This is a genomic window from Candidatus Zymogenaceae bacterium (assembly GCA_016931225.1).
In the GTDB taxonomy this organism is placed as follows: Bacteria; Desulfobacterota; Zymogenia; order Zymogenales; family Zymogenaceae; genus JAFGFE01.
Genome location: JAFGFE010000007.1, coordinates 24,013 through 38,751, shown reverse-complemented (window position 1 = coordinate 38,751; position 14,739 = coordinate 24,013). Strand labels below are relative to the sequence as shown.

The 14,739-nt window shown below is 59.1% G+C and carries 14 protein-coding genes; 11 read left to right on the top strand and 3 right to left on the bottom strand.

Annotated elements, in window-relative coordinates; translation table 11 throughout:
* Positions 1 to 20 precede the first annotated feature (20 nt).
* Positions 21 to 371: a histidine triad nucleotide-binding protein gene (locus JW885_03165; protein ID MBN1881150.1), complete on the bottom strand. Its 351-nt coding sequence runs from the start codon at positions 369 to 371 to the stop codon at positions 21 to 23.
* Positions 372 to 603: 232 nt separating this feature from the next.
* On the opposite strand from JW885_03165, the gene JW885_03160 reads away from it, so the two are divergent.
* Both JW885_03160 and JW885_03155 read left to right on the top strand, forming a co-directional pair.
* Positions 604 to 2,964, top strand: coding sequence for a hypothetical protein (locus JW885_03160; protein ID MBN1881149.1), 2,361 nt, complete (start codon positions 604 to 606; stop codon positions 2,962 to 2,964).
* A gap of 6 nt (positions 2,965 to 2,970) precedes the next feature.
* Complete coding sequence (locus tag JW885_03155) at positions 2,971 to 4,980, top strand: hypothetical protein (GenBank protein ID MBN1881148.1); 2,010 nt, start codon at positions 2,971 to 2,973, stop codon at positions 4,978 to 4,980.
* 162 nt (positions 4,981 to 5,142) lie between these two features.
* Here the strand turns inward: JW885_03155 and JW885_03150 are convergent, their stop codons facing one another.
* Entirely contained in the window at positions 5,143 to 5,907 is a 765-nt protein-coding gene (locus JW885_03150; GenBank protein ID MBN1881147.1) for an SUMF1/EgtB/PvdO family nonheme iron enzyme, read from the bottom strand.
* A gap of 127 nt (positions 5,908 to 6,034) precedes the next feature.
* On the bottom strand, positions 6,035 to 6,964 hold the full coding sequence (locus tag JW885_03145) for a PrsW family intramembrane metalloprotease (GenBank protein ID MBN1881146.1): 930 nt from the start codon (positions 6,962 to 6,964) through the stop codon (positions 6,035 to 6,037).
* 101 nt (positions 6,965 to 7,065) lie between these two features.
* Between JW885_03145 and JW885_03140 the strand changes: the two genes are divergently transcribed.
* The 9 genes from JW885_03140 to mdh all read left to right on the top strand — a co-directional run bounded on the left by JW885_03140 (position 7,066) and on the right by mdh (position 14,519).
* A complete protein-coding gene (locus tag JW885_03140) occupies positions 7,066 to 7,848 on the top strand; it encodes an MBL fold metallo-hydrolase (protein ID MBN1881145.1) in 783 nt (260 codons plus the stop codon).
* Between the two features lie 89 nt (positions 7,849 to 7,937).
* A complete protein-coding gene (locus JW885_03135; GenBank protein ID MBN1881144.1) occupies positions 7,938 to 8,528 on the top strand; it encodes a PrsW family intramembrane metalloprotease in 591 nt (196 codons plus the stop codon).
* A 75-nt stretch (positions 8,529 to 8,603) separates the two neighbouring features.
* On the top strand, positions 8,604 to 9,230 hold the full coding sequence (locus tag JW885_03130; GenBank protein MBN1881143.1) for a hypothetical protein: 627 nt from the start codon (positions 8,604 to 8,606) through the stop codon (positions 9,228 to 9,230).
* A gap of 3 nt (positions 9,231 to 9,233) precedes the next feature.
* Positions 9,234 to 10,019: an ABC transporter permease gene (locus JW885_03125; GenBank protein ID MBN1881142.1), complete on the top strand. Its 786-nt coding sequence runs from the start codon at positions 9,234 to 9,236 to the stop codon at positions 10,017 to 10,019.
* 3 nt (positions 10,020 to 10,022) lie between these two features.
* Positions 10,023 to 10,763 carry an ABC transporter ATP-binding protein gene (locus JW885_03120; GenBank protein MBN1881141.1) on the top strand — a complete coding sequence of 247 codons (741 nt, stop codon included), beginning with the start codon at positions 10,023 to 10,025 and terminating at the stop codon, positions 10,761 to 10,763.
* 12 nt (positions 10,764 to 10,775) lie between these two features.
* Positions 10,776 to 11,645 carry an MCE family protein gene (locus tag JW885_03115; protein ID MBN1881140.1) on the top strand — a complete coding sequence of 290 codons (870 nt, stop codon included), beginning with the start codon at positions 10,776 to 10,778 and terminating at the stop codon, positions 11,643 to 11,645.
* Positions 11,646 to 11,667: 22 nt separating this feature from the next.
* Entirely contained in the window at positions 11,668 to 12,177 is a 510-nt protein-coding gene (locus JW885_03110; GenBank protein MBN1881139.1) for a 3-isopropylmalate dehydratase small subunit, read from the top strand.
* Between the two features lie 159 nt (positions 12,178 to 12,336).
* Positions 12,337 to 13,575, top strand: a complete 1,239-nt coding sequence (gene icd / locus JW885_03105; GenBank protein ID MBN1881138.1) for an isocitrate dehydrogenase (NADP(+)) — start codon at positions 12,337 to 12,339, stop codon at positions 13,573 to 13,575.
* A gap of 11 nt (positions 13,576 to 13,586) precedes the next feature.
* On the top strand, positions 13,587 to 14,519 hold the full coding sequence (gene mdh / locus JW885_03100; GenBank protein MBN1881137.1) for a malate dehydrogenase: 933 nt from the start codon (positions 13,587 to 13,589) through the stop codon (positions 14,517 to 14,519).
* Positions 14,520 to 14,739: the final 220 nt, after the last annotated feature.

The window sequence follows — 14,739 nt, the reverse complement described above, 5'->3', positions numbered from 1 at the left end:
TTTAATGTGTTCTCTCCGCCTCAGCCGGCCATGCCGTCGCCGATCTGCCTCCCCCCCAGCACGTGCATGTGCAGATGCCAGATGACCTGTCCCGCCTCTTTTCCGTTATTGATGACCGTTCGAAACCCCTTCTTGTCGATACCCTTTATCCTGGCCACCTCCAGCGCCCCGGCGTACATCTCACCAATGAGCGACAGTTTCTTCGCCTCCGCCAGCTCGTTGAGGTCCTGAAAGTGCTCTTTCGGCACAACCAGCACGTGCACCGGCGTCTGGGGGTTGATATCCTCAAAACAGAACACCGAGTCGTTTTCGTACACGACCTGGGTGTCCCTTTCTCCCGCTATCAGGCTGCAAAACAGGCATCCCGCCATTGAAAGTCCCTCCTTTTATTTTCCGTTCCTGGAAAAAACCTTTTTGTCGGCGCCAATTATAGCCGGATATCCGTGCCGTTTCAACCGCAATCTGTATCGTCCTTGAATACGGCGTGTAAACATGATACAAATGGTGTACACACCCGGAAAACTCACTTTTTAACGAACAATCCCACGGTTTTTTTGTCGTAAGAGAAAGCAATCCTTTTATTTATTGCATGTGAGGTCGGCAATGAAAAAGAATAAAATATGTATCATTTCAGCGATCATCCTCGCACTGGTCGTGCCGATGTCTGTTTTAGCCCAGGAGACGCTTCCCGACCTTCCGGACAGCGCCGTCTCCATACCCTGGAGCGATTTCAAGGAGCTCATCAAGGAGCTGGTAGCTCCGCCGCCGGTGCCGCCCGGGCCTCCCGCCCCGCCCATGAACTTCACCCTGTCGGAAGCCGAGTATACGGGCCGGGTGGTGGGAGACAACGCGGTGTTCGACGTGACGCTGGCCCTCAACGTTCTGGCGGAGGACGAGTGGGTGGAGGTGCCGCTGTTTCCGTCTGATACGGCCATCGGTGATGTGACCATGGACGGAAGGCCGGTGACGCTGACGGTTGCCGACTGGTACTACACCCTCATCACCGACGAGCCGGGGTCGCACATATTGTCTTTGACGCTCTACGCGCCGATCTACGAGGGGTACGGCAACGACTCGGTGGAGATCTCCGTGCCGGAAGTGGCCACATCAAAGGTGCGGTTTTCCGTGGGGGAGCCCGATCTTGAGTTCGAAGTCTCGCCCGCAAGCTACCTGACCACAAGCCCGACCGGGACGTCCACCACCGTGGACGCGGTCCTGCCTGCGGGCACATGGGTGTCGATATCCTGGCGGTCGGAGTTCGAGGAGGGCACCTCCGGAGAGCTTCGGGTTCAGGCCCAGGTCGATACCCTCATCTCCGTGGGAGAGGGATTCCTGGTGGGGGTATCCACCATCAACTACGAGATCCTCCACGATTCTTTGACATCCTTTTCGTTTCTCGTGCCCACCGATATCGACATCATCGATGTCCAGGGCGAGGGGGTCCGGGAGTGGAACACCGAAAAGGAAGGCGACCGGGTGAAGGTGACCGTCGCCGCCGGCTACGAGGTGACCGGCGACTTCAGCCTGGCGGTGCTCTATGAAAAAAACATGGAAGACACCACGGCGGAGGTCTCCGTTCCCCAGATAGAGGTGCTGGACGTGGTGCGGGAGAAGGGCTATCTTGCCGTGACCGCCGCCACCCGGGTGGGCGTTGAGGAGGTACGTCTGGAGAACCTGGCGATGCTGGACGTCACGGAGCTGCCGGGCGGTCTCGTCAGCGCGTCGGACACCCCGATTTTCTATTCATACAAGTACATCACGCATCCCTATTCCCTGATACTGGCGGTGAGCACGTTTGAGGACATCGAGGTCATCGACGCCAATGTCAGCCGGGCCGAGCTGAAGTCATTGCTGACCCGCCGGGGCGATTTCGTCACCCGGGCGGTGTTTGAGGTGGCCAACAACGCCCGACAGTTCATGAAGCTTGAGCTTCCGGAAAACACCACCATATGGAGCACCTACGTCTCCGGCCGCCCGGTGAAGCCGGCCATGGACGAGGACGGCACCATCCTCATCCCTCTCGATCGCTCCGAGCGCACGGGCTACGGCAACGGGGGGCTCTCCTCGTTCGACGTTGAGGTCATCTACTTCACCGAGACGAAGGATTTAAGCAGCGTGTTCGGACGCCGGGGATTCACCGCACCCCTGGTGAATATGAAGGTGGACGAGCTGATCTGGACCCTCTATCTGCCGGAGAAATATGTATACAAGGACACCGGCGACGACATGGACTACTACGGCGGTCCCGGCCCGACGCCGATCAGGGAGGACAAGGAATTCGGCATGGTCGGCGGCGCCATGCGCAGCGTGGAGGAGGCCCCCTCCATCTATGCCGACGAGATGATGGATTATTCCGGTGTCGAAGGGGAATGGGACGCCGATATGCCCGCAGAGATGCCCGAATCACAGGTATACATGGAAAAGAACATCTACACCGAGGGTCTGGAATCCCTGGGCGGCGAGACCGGCCGGGGGATGAAGGGGGTGCTGCCGGTTCGGTTTGACATCCCGTTTACCGGCCACAGCATGTCCTATCGAAAGGTCATCGTCAATCCGGACGACGTCTCCTCCGTCAAGATCCGCTATCAGAGCAGGGACCTTATTCACTGGGTGGAAATGCTGGAGGTCATCGCCTGGGCGGTCGTCTTCGGCGTGATCATCGTGGGGATCAGGTCTATGGTCAGGAAACGAAAACTCTATCTGAACAAAGACAAGACCATCGCTTTAGCGAGTGCCGTGGGAGTGATTGTGCTCTTACATATCGTCTTCATCCTCAGGGGCGGTCTCCCCGGCTGGGGCGTGTTCTGGGGACTGGTTGGAGGCTCGGTATTTCTGGCGAGAGACGCAGTCGTCGCCGCGAAGCGCTCCATCGCCCTTCATCGCGAGAAGCGGGATCAGCAGAATAAGGAGGCTGTTGCCGCGAAGTCCAAAAAGACGAAAAAGGCCGACGAGACGGGGGAGTAGGCGCCCATGAAACGGATATGTATCGCTGTTCTCGCAGCAATTCTGGTGTCGGTGTTGTCCATGACGACCCCGGCCCGGGAGAGTGATGTGCCGGTGCTGTCCGACACGGACATCACCATTCCCTGGGAGGAGTTCAAAAAGTTCATCGACGAACTGACGGTCACCCCGCCTCCGCCCGAGCCGCCTCCTCCGGTGACGGTTACGGTCAAGGACGCCGCCTACGACATGAGGCTTGTGCCGGGATTATTGACGGTGACGGCGGACATAACCGCCGTCACCTACGGGGATGAGTGGCACGAGGTCTTCGTCTGCGGCGAGGGTGTCTCCCCCACGGATCTTGTCGTCAACGGGAAGGACGCCCCCACCCTGGTGAAATCCGACGGCATATACGCCCTGGTGAGGGGAGAGGGGACGTGGACCGTCAGGGCGACCCTCTATGTTTCGGCGCCGGACGACCCGGGCATGCATTCGATCTTTTTTAATGTGCCGGTGTCGGCGTCGGCCTCGGGTCTCTTGAGCTTCGACACGGGGCTTACCAACGTCACCGTCGGCGGCGTGACCCTGTCTGAATCCGAAGGAAAGGTTGAGACCGCCCTGGGCAGCTTTAACCGCGTTGATATTTCCTACACCGTTGCCGCACCCCGGCCCGAGGAGGCGGTCGGCGATGGCGGGGAGGACGAGATCACCGTGGAGCCGACCCTTCTCGCCCAGACCTACATGCTGTTGGATGTGGCCGACGAGGCGCTGTACCTGACGGCCTCGGTCGTATTCGAGGTGCGGGACGCCCCGGAGACATCGTTCACCGTCGAGCTCCCCGGGGAGTTCGACTTGGTGGACGTCGTCGGCGAGGGGATCCGTGCGTGGAGCGAGGACGAGGGTGAAGGGGACGGCGCGCCGATGTTATCGGTCACCACCGCGTTTGAGATCGAGGGCACGTTCGCCCTGACGATCCTGATGGAGCGGGCGTATGTCGATGGGGAGGAGATAGTCTCCGTCCCGGCGGTCAGGCCTCGGGGTACGAAGCGAAACACGGGGTTCGTCTCCATCGTCTCCGACGCCGGGTTCGAGATTTCCGAGCACGAGGCACAGAATTTGAGGCCCCAGGACCCGTCGGAACTGCCGGATATCCTGCTTGTCCTCTCGGATCTTCCGCCCATTCTCGGATACCGTCACACCGACGACGAGTGGGAGCTTGCGGTCTCCGTCACCAGGGGGGAGTTCCTGCCGGTCATCGTGGGATTCATCGATTCGGCGAACACGGTGGGCATCGTCACCGATGACGGAAAGCTGGTCATGCGCACCCATTATTATGTCCGAAACAGGGGGCTTCAGTATCTCAGGATGACCCTGCCCGAGGGGGGGGATTTCTGGTCGGCGGCGGTCTCCGGTCGCCCCACCAACGTCTCCAAAGACCCGGACGGCACGGTGCTGATCCCCCTTCCCTTGGAACGGACCGCTTTCGATGAACCGATAGTGGTGGAGACGGTCATCTTTGTTCCGGTTCACGAGATCGGCGTCGTCGGGAAGGTGACGCTTCCCATGCCGGTGTTGAACGTCCCGGTGGCGGAGATGATGGCCACCCTCTATCTTCCTGAAAACAGGAAGTATGTGCGTTTCGGCGGGGACATGGAGCCCATCAAGCATTTCGAGAAGATCGTCGCTCCGGACACCTCGTCGGAGTTCGTTCAGGAAAACCTGAAGCTCAGGAAGGAGGTCTACGAGCGCCAATCCGAGCTTGAGGAATACGTGAACAAAAAGCAGGTGCTCACCGGCGACGAGCTGTCCGCGCTGCCTGAGGAGACGGCCATGTTCGAGCTGCCCCTCCGGGGGGATTCCTACCGCTTTGTGAAGCTGATCGTGCTGTCCGAGGAGAGCCGCGTGACGGCAACCTACCTGAAAACCGGGATATATCGCCTGTGCGTATTGTTTGTGATACTGCTTCTCTTTTTTGGTGTGCTGAAGGGCGTTCAGATGGCTTTCAGGAGCGTGCGCGCCGCCGTGAAGCGGGAGACGTGACGCACATCGATGTATGAGGTGAAATGAAAACGGCGATGGACGGTCGAGGCCGCCATCGCCGTTTTTTATATATCCCGAGGGTCCCTCGGGAAAGGTCCCGCAGCGCACCGCCCGTACGGCGGGATCACCCCGGATATGTAGGCATCGCCCGGGCGTGGAGGATCAGTCCGTCTCCCGAACGCAGCGAAAGCCGATATTCCCGAATCGGGACGTGGGACTGGCCGCCGCCGCGGGGTATTCGGTAATGTCACCGGGATCAAGCAGAAAGCCGCCCCCCCTGACCACAGACAGCGAGGGTCCGGCGGCGGGGGAGAGGCCCAGGGTCGGCATGAAGGAGAGATATTCGGTTTCGTACTCGTCCGTCGTCCACTCCCACACGTTGCCGATCATGTCGAAAAGGCCCAGATCATCCGGGGAGTAGCTTCCCACAGGCACGGGGCCGGGCTCCTCCGGGTCACAAGGGGATTCGGTGGACCCTTCGGAATTCGCCTCCAGCCAGGAGGTGAGGGAGTCGCCGAGTATCGCCGCCGCATCCCACTGTGCATTTGTGGGAAGGCTTTTTCCCGCCCACTCGGCGTACCGGGCGGCGCCCTCGAGCGTCACCGTCACCACAGGGAAGGTATCGAATCCCACCATTACGTCGAAGGATTCGGATTCGACGTCGATTTTAAAGTTCGGGTCCTCTCCGTTTATCCACGTGCGCCATGGCTCCTCGGTATTCGGCGCGACATCCCGAAGGAATGCGGCGAACTCGGCGTTGGTAACCTCATACCGATCGATGAAGAAGGGAGCGGGGATGTCGCCGGGATCATCGACGATAACCGCGAGATCCTCCACCGGCACCAAAACCATGTCGTCGGCCGCGGCCGCTATCGGAATGCAGATGATGACGATCAAAAGCACAGGAATGTATCGAAAAAACTTCATGAATTGTCTTCTCCCTGAATGAGGTGTGTCGTAATTACAGTTGCAACCATATTATATATGTACGCAACATGCCGGGATTCTTCCGGCGGTCTTCGCATGCCTCTCCCGACGTGGAGGGTCTCTTTCGTCAGGCGGAAAGGGTGTCCTTTTTCGCCGACCATGCCAGTATGACGCCGACCACAACCGGGACGACCGTCGTGGAGAGAAAGAGCACGGTATATCGGGCCTGCCAGACGCCTCCGTCTTTGAGGTACGTCACGGCGCCCACGGCGATCATCACCGCCGCAAGGAAGAGGACAAACGCCGCCGACACTTTCATGATCCCCCGGGGAGAATAGCGATCCGGTATGTTCTCGTACCGGGATGTGTCCCGCCCGTTCCGGAAGGGGGATGATTTCTGGGCCGAACGAAGTCTTTTCTTGTAGACGAAGTAGAGCCAGATGATGATTGGAACGATCAGGAATCCCAGGGGAGACGCGGTGAACAGGACGAAGTCATATACGCCGTGAAAGAGGACGGCGACGATGAATCCGGCCAGAATGTATCGGTGGGAGGCTTCGGGATGCATTTTCTTCATTCCTAGATAAAAGCCGATGATCGCCCCCCACATGGCGTGGCCGGGCACGGCGAAAAGCGCCCGTAAAACGCCCACGCCCGCCCCCATGCTCAAGACATAGAAGATGTTCTCTATCGTGGCGAATCCGATGGCCGCCGCAACACCGTAGACGATGCCGTCCATCACTTCGTTGAATTCATGGGAGCGATATGTGGAAACATACGTGGCGGACATCTTGCAGAGCTCCTCGATGGGAGCGACGATGATGAACGCCTCCACGAAGGCCCCCAGGAGAGTTGCGGTTCCGGAAACGGGCAGCGCCTTTTCCAAGAGTAACTCGACGATGATGGCCGGGACGGTTGAAGCAGCCCCCCACAGGAACACCTTGAAGATGAGCTTTTTCGGTTCCGGCTCGTATCGATCCTGTATGTATATATACCACAGGATGAAGAAGCCGGGGGCCACCGCCAGAACCAGAAGAGGCAGGTACACGTGTTTCATTCTCCGTTCTGTGAGCCGGATGTGGATTCACCATAGCTTTTTTTCCGCTGTTACACAAGTTTTTTATTGTACTTGCGCCCATAACGCCATACAATGCGTGTATGAAGCTCGTTATCCTCGGCTCCGGCACCATCGTCCCGTCTCCCGCGCGATCATCTCCCTCCTACCTGGTAGAAACACGAGACGCCACGATTCTTTTAGACATGGGTACGGACCCGCTCAGAAGAATCACCGAGGTCGGCGTGGGCGTTCGGGATATCGATGCGGTGCTGATGTCTCACTTTCACCCGGATCACTCCGCCGGGCTCGTGCCCTATCTCTTTGCGTCGAAATACGCGATGGGATCCATCCGGGAGCACGACCTGACGGTGATCGGCGGTGTGGGACTTAATGCGTTTTATGAGAATCTCAAGACCGCGTACGACGGATGGATCGTCCCGGAGCAATACGCACTGGAGCTGATTGAAGCTTTACCCGGAGAGGAGTATCGGATCGGTGATGTGACCGTCGGCTTTTCTTCGGTGTCTCATAATCCGGAGAGCCTGGCCTTTCGTCTGGAGGCGGACGGGGCGTCGCTGGTCTATTCCGGCGATACCGACTGGTCCGAAGACCTTATCTCTCTTGCGTCCGAGGCCGACGCCCTGATTCTGGAGTGCTCCTTCCCGGACGACATGAAGGTTCCCGGACACCTGACTCCCCTCGAGGCCGCCGAGCTGGCGGAGCGATCCGGCGTCGGAACGCTCATTCTGACCCACTTTTATCCCCCGGTAGAGTCGGTGAATCTGGATGCCGTGGTGGCGTCGCGCTTTTCCGGCTCTCTCATCGTTGCCAGGGACCTCGTGACCGTCGAGATCGGAACGGACATGGTCGCCCTGGTCCACTGAGGATCGATTCCCGAAAATCGACTCGTTTATTGCAGACCAAATAAAACCTGTTATAATAATACGGTTTTATGTAGTAAAAGGCGTGGGAAGTGGCCTTGTTTGTCGAGCTGTTTGTCGTCTCCACGGCGCCCGGTTTTTTCATCCTCTGGTTCGTGTATCATGTTTTAAGCGCCGGGAGGCGGGAAGCGACTCTGCCGATTCTATTGACGTTTCTTTTGGGATGTGCGGTGGTTGTGCCGGCCGCCCTCATCGAGGGGATCGCGGTGCCGCATATTCAGAACATCGTGGCCGGAACGATCCCCCGGGCGCTGGCGATCGCCTTCTGTGTGGTGGCGCCCACCGAGGAGCTTTCCCGGTTCCTGGCCTTGGTGCCCGACCTCAGGCGGCCGAACAGTATCTCGACATCCCGGGACGGGGTGATGTACGGCGTGGCGGCGGCGATGGGATTCGCCACGGCCGAGAATATCCTGTTCGTCATGGAGCTTGGATTCACCGCGGGGCTCTTCCGGGCGTTTCTCTCCGTTCCGGTGCACGGAATATGCGGGGCCGCCATCGGCTACGCCCTGGGGGTGGGCGCAAAAAGGCGGGAGGGGCGTGTGTGCATCACCCTCGCGGGACTCGGGGCGGCGATGCTCTTTCACGGTATTTTCGACGGCATATTACTGATACAGGCGGGCTGACCGGGAACAGATACCGGTATATTCGGGTCTTATAGTCCGGCTGGTTGTATTTATACCGATAATATGTTATATGCTATGTCCGATCATACGAAAGATGGTGACAACGTGATACCGAACGTCAAGACCGCCTCGCACGAAGAATCGGGGCGGAACAGCCGTCGCCGAAGGGTGAGGGGGGGCTTCGTCTTCCTCCTGTCGTTCCTCTTGTGTGTCGGCTGCGCCGTGACGACCATGATCGTGACCGATGGGGGGACCTTCACCTCCGAACGATACCGCTTTACTCTGACGATTCCCGAGGATGATTTCGAGCGGGTTTCGGCGTCGGATACGATTCTCACGCTGACCGACCGGGGAACCGGCGTTTCCATGATGATTCGCGCCTCGAAGGACCGATACGCCCACATGGACGAGCCGCCGACCCTGGAGTATATCGCCCGTCACCTCTTTTTTTACGTGGAGGACAAGGTCATCGAATCCCTCACATCCGCCACACTGGCGGGAGAGTCGGGTGGAGTCCCGGCGGTGTTCATCAGGCTTCGCGGCACCTTCGAGGAGACGCCCCTGGTGTTCTTCGCCTCTGTGTCCCGATATGGGGGATATGTGTATGATCTGGTGTTGTGGAGCCCCCCCCGGTATGCCGAGGAGAGCCGGTCGGTTTTCGAGGCGGTGGTTGACGGTTTCATGTTTCTCGATGGAAGGTGACACATGCGGGCGTTTTTTGAAAGGCTCGGACACTGGGCGCTGATGAGCATCACCTATATAGATGGGACATCCCGCATGTTCTTTCGGGCGTGCGCCGCTCTGGTGACCCCGCCGTTTCGGCCGCATGTCGTCATCGCCCAGATCGAATACACCGGAATTCAGTCGATCCTCGTGGCCACGATCACGGCCCTCTTTACAGGCGCCGTCATGGCCCTGCAGATGGCCTTTTCGCTGGAGCGGTTCGGTGCGGAGTCCTTCGCCGCGAACGTGCTTGCCGTATCTCTCGTCAGGGAGCTGGGCCCGGTGCTCACGGGTCTTCTTGTGGGAGGGCGCGTGGGCGCAGGAATAACAGCGGAGGTGGGCTCCATGCAGGTGACCGAGCAGGTGGACGCCATCCGCTCCCTGGGGGCGGACCCGATCCGCGAGCTGGTGACGCCGAAAATCCTGGCATGCGCCATCGTGCTCCCGATCCTCACGGTATTCGCAATTGAAGTGGGGATCATCTCCGGCATGGTGGTGAGCATGCTGGAGCTGGACGTGACTCCGGTATTCTATCTGCGCCAGGTCAACGACATCCTCGAGATCAGTGATTTTCTGGGGGGGCTGGGGAAATCCGCCTTTTTCGGCATCATCATCGGCATCGTGGGGTGTTACAAGGGATTCAATACCCGCGGCGGGACGGTGGGCGTGGGAAAAGCCACCACAGAATCGGTGGTGAACATCTGCCTGTCGATACTGGTGGCGGACCTCTTTCTGACGAAGATATTTATGATTCTCTTTCAGGCGTAAGCAATGGCCTATATATCATATAAGAACATAGTAAAGGCCTTTGACGATAACGTGATATATAAGGGATTGTCCCTTGACATTAAAAAGGGCGAGACGATTACCATCATCGGCGGCAGCGGCACCGGTAAAAGCGTCATGCTCAAGATGCTCTTGGGTCTCATCAAGCCGGACGAGGGTTCCATCACAATAGACGGGACAAATATCGTTCCCCTTGCGGAAAAGGAGCTGGTGGAAGTCAGGAAAAGCGTCGGGATGCTCTTTCAAGGCGCGGCCCTTTTCGACTCCATCACCGTGGGCGAGAACGTGGCATACGGCCTTCGCCAGCATACGGACCTCGAGGATGAACAGATCGCCGAAAAGGTGGCCCGGTGCCTTGAGATGGTGGGACTGCCGGATATCGAACAGATGATGCCCGCGGACCTCTCCGGCGGGATGAAAAAGAGGGTGGGGCTGGCCCGGGCCATCGCCTACGACCCGGATATCATCCTCTACGACGAGCCGACCACCGGCCTCGATCCCACGAACGCGAAGCGAATCAACAATCTGATTATCGAGCTGCAGAAGCTCTTATCGGTCACGTCCATCGTGGTCACCCACGATATGGATTCGGCGTTCATGGTGTCCAACCGGATGGCGATGCTCTACCGGGGACAAATCGCTGCGGTGGGAACCATCGATGAGATGAACGCGTCGGACAACCCGCTGGTGCAGGATTTCATACAGGGAAATATCGGGGAGTTGTAACAGGAGGATTTCATGGCGAAGAAGACCTTTCAGGAAATACGGGTGGGGATATTTATCTTCATCGGCATCGTGCTGGCGTTTGTGATGATATTCTCCATCGGCGGCCAGGAGCAGCTTTTTCAGTCCCAGTACGACCTGTATGCAAACTTCACCGACGTCGCGGGCCTCAGGGAGGGGGCGCCGGTGAGGCTGTCGGGTGTGGATGTTGGCACCGTATCGAGGATATGGTTTCTGTCGGACATCGACGCGAAGATGCTGGGGGTGGAGCTGCGCCTCGATTCCCGGGTCCAGGAGCGCATTCGGAAAGACAGCGTGGCCAGCATCAAGACGATGGGCGTTCTGGGGGATAAATACATCTCCATCACCATGGGCAGCTCCCACGAGTCGGTTTTGGGCGACGGCGACTATATTGAATCGACGGACCCGATTGAGATGTACGCGTTTCTGGACCGGGGCGATAAGATCGTGAAAAACATCGAGAGCATCACCGAATCCCTGGACTCCCTTCTGGTGTTCATGAAGGAGGAGGAGTCGGGGGAAAACGTGGCGTCGATCCTTACGAACATCGATGAGATCGTCTCCGAGGTCCGGGAGGGCGAGGGGACGCTCCACGCCCTGATCTACGGCGGAAAGAGCACCACCGAGGAATCCCTGAGCAGCCTGGATTCGTCTCTCTCCCGTCTGGACAGTATCCTCACCAAGATAGACGAGGGTGAGGGAACCCTGGGCGCCCTGGTCAACGATCCGTCGGCCTATGAAGATTTGAAGATCATCCTGGGTGGGGCGAAACGGAGCAAGGCGCTGAAGGCGGTGGTGAACATCACCACGAAAAAGGGGGAGGAGGCCCTGGAGGAGACGGAGATCGAGGAAAACGAAGAGTAAAAAAGGAGTCAGCGAAAAAACCATGAGCAGCACACCATTACAGGGGAAGGCCTTTCTGTTCGGAGACGACATCTCCACCGATCACATCGCCCCGGGGCGGTATTTCCACCTCCGCTCCAACCTGCCGGAGCTGGCGAAACACGTGCTGGAGGATGCACGGAGCGACTTCGCCGGGGCCGTGGCCCCCGGGGATTTCGTGGTGGCGGGCGGAAACTTCGGCCTCGGCTCGTCCCGGGAGCACGCCCCCCGGATTATCAGGATGGCGGGGGTAGGGGCGGTGATCGCCAAATCGTTCGCCCGGATATTTTTCAGAAACGCCATCAACGTGGGACTTCCGGTCATCATGCTCGATACCGACGGCATAGAGGAGGGGGACGCCCTCGAGATCGACCTCGAGCGGGGGGTTCTTACGGACGTCACCCGGGGATTCGAGCGCACCTTTCCGCCGCTTCCCGCCTCGATGCAGAAAATCCTCAGTGATGGGGGGCTGGTGGATCATGTGAAAAAGCACGGGGACCTGTCTGTGGGGTGAAATCCCGGGACGGGACCGGACCCCGGGCCGACCGAGCGGGACCCTGAAAGGGCCGAAAGCGGCGCGGGCCCCATCACGGCGTTCCCGGTCGATTCAGGGCCGCACGCAGTCTCAAACACACATCTCTCAATCAGCAGCACAAAAGGAGAAAGAGATTATATGAGCGCACACGACTATGCACCTCCCTCAGGCGGGGGAAAAATCACCATACAAAAAGACGGCGCCCTCGTCGTCCCCGATAATCCGATCATCCCCTTCATCCGGGGCGACGGCATCGGCCCGGATATCTGGAACGCCACAGAGATTGTGGTGGACGCGGCGGTGAGACTGGCGTATGACCAAAAGCGGACAATCGTCTGGTTTGAGGTGCCCGCGGGCGAGAAGGCGAAAGAGGACCTCGGTGAATGGCTGCCGAAGGAAACATTCGACGCCATCCGGGAATACCGGGTGGCCATCAAGGGTCCCCTGACCACGCCGGTGGGTGGGGGCATCAGGAGTCTCAACGTGACCCTTCGCCATGTGTTGGATCTCTACGCCTGTGTGCGGCCGGTGAAATACATCCCCGGAGTCCCCTCCCCGGTCAAGCGCCCCGAGTTGGTGGACATGGTGATCTTTCGGGAGAACATGGAGGACGTCTATTCCGGCATCGAGTGGGAGAGGGGGAGCGTTGATGCGAAAAAAATGATCGATCTTCTGGATACGGAGTTCAATGTTACCATTCCGCAGGATGCGGGAATCGGCATCAAGCCCATCAGCACAAGCCGCACAAAAAACCTGGTCCGCCGGGCGATTCGCTACGCCCTGGCCCACGGTCGGGATTCCGTTACCCTGGTGCACAAGGGAAACATCATGAAGTTCACCGAGGGGGCCTTCAAGGAGTGGGGATTTGAGCTGGCAAAAGAAGAGTTCGGTGATGTGACGATTCAGGAATCGGAGCTTTCGGGTGATGTCCCCAAGGGAAAGGTATTGATCAAGGACCGTATCGCCGATGCCATGTTCCAGCAGGTCCTGCTGCGCCCGGCGGAGTACTCCATCATCGCCACCCCAAACCTCAACGGAGATTACCTCTCCGACGCCCTGGCGGCCCAGATCGGCGGCCTGGGGATGGCTCCGGGCGCCAACATCGGCGACGAGGCGGCGCTCTTCGAGGCCACCCACGGCACGGCGCCGAAATACACCGGCCAGGACAAGGTCAACCCCAGCTCCCTGATTCTCTCGGCGGCCATGATGCTCGATCACATGGGATGGACCGAAGCCGCGGACCTGATACGGCGGGGCATCGAAGGGGCCGTGGCCGAAAAGCGGGTGACCTATGACCTGGAGCGGCAGATGGAGGGGGCCGTGAAGGTCTCCTGCTCCGGATTTGCGAACGCCATCGTGGAAAACATGGATAAGTAACCGGGGAGGAGATGATGCCCAAACGGAATAAGATAGCGGTGGTGGGGGCCGGGCACGTGGGGGAATCCTGCGCGTTGTTTTCCGCCACAAAGGAATTGGGGGACGTCGTCCTCATCGATATCATGGAGGATATGCCGAAGGGCAAGGCGTTGGATATCCTGGAGGGATCCCCGGTGGGAGGCTTCGACGTGTCTGTCACCGGCGGCGGGAGCGCCGCGTCTCTTTCCGGGGCGGACGTGGTGATCATCACCGCCGGCTCCGCCCGAAAGCCCGGAATGAGCCGGGACGATCTTCTGAACGTCAATGCCAAAATCGTCGGCTCCGTGGCGGAAGATATAAAGAAGTACGCACTCGACGCCTTCGTCATCGTGGTGACCAACCCCCTGGATGTGATGGCGTGGCTGGTGAAGGAGACCACTGGGTTCGATCGACGGCGGATCGTCGGCATGGCCGGCGCCCTGGACAGCGCCCGGTTCCGGGCCTTCATCGCGATGGAGCTCGATGTCTCGGTGAAAGACGTACATGCCCTGGTTCTGGGAGGACACGGGGACGGCATGGTGCCGCTCGTCCGGTGCGCCTCGGTCTCCGGCGTGCCGATTTCCAGTCTGATGGAGAAAAGCACCATAGACCGGCTGGTGGAGCGGACCCGGAAGGCCGGTGGTGAGATCGTGGGGCTGTTGGGGGACGGCAGCGCCTATGTCTCTCCGGCGGCGTCGGCGGTGATGATGGCCGAAGCCTACCTCAAAGACCAAAAGCGGGTCATGGGGGCGTCGGCCTGTCTCCAAGGTGAATACGGCATCGAGGATATCTACCTGGGGGTGCCGGTGAAGCTGTCCGGCCGGGGGCTGGAGGAGATCATAGAAATCGACCTCTCCCGCGAGGAGCGGGCGATGCTCGTCGCCTCCGCCGAGGAGGTCAGAAAGCAGATCGACCTTATTCGATGATACCCCGAAGGAGGGGAAGCCGCCGGAATATTCTTGTTTTCTTATTCTGAAGAGATATGGGGGAGCGGTTTCCCGGGGCGGCCCGGAAGTGTGACGGCGACATGAATATAAACAGGAAACAGGGGCGTGGAAAGCGCCCCTTACCTTTTGAGGATACATACATTGGGGCGTGTGGCGTTTCACGCTCACCCGCCCCGATTTCGTTATGATACGAAGTATA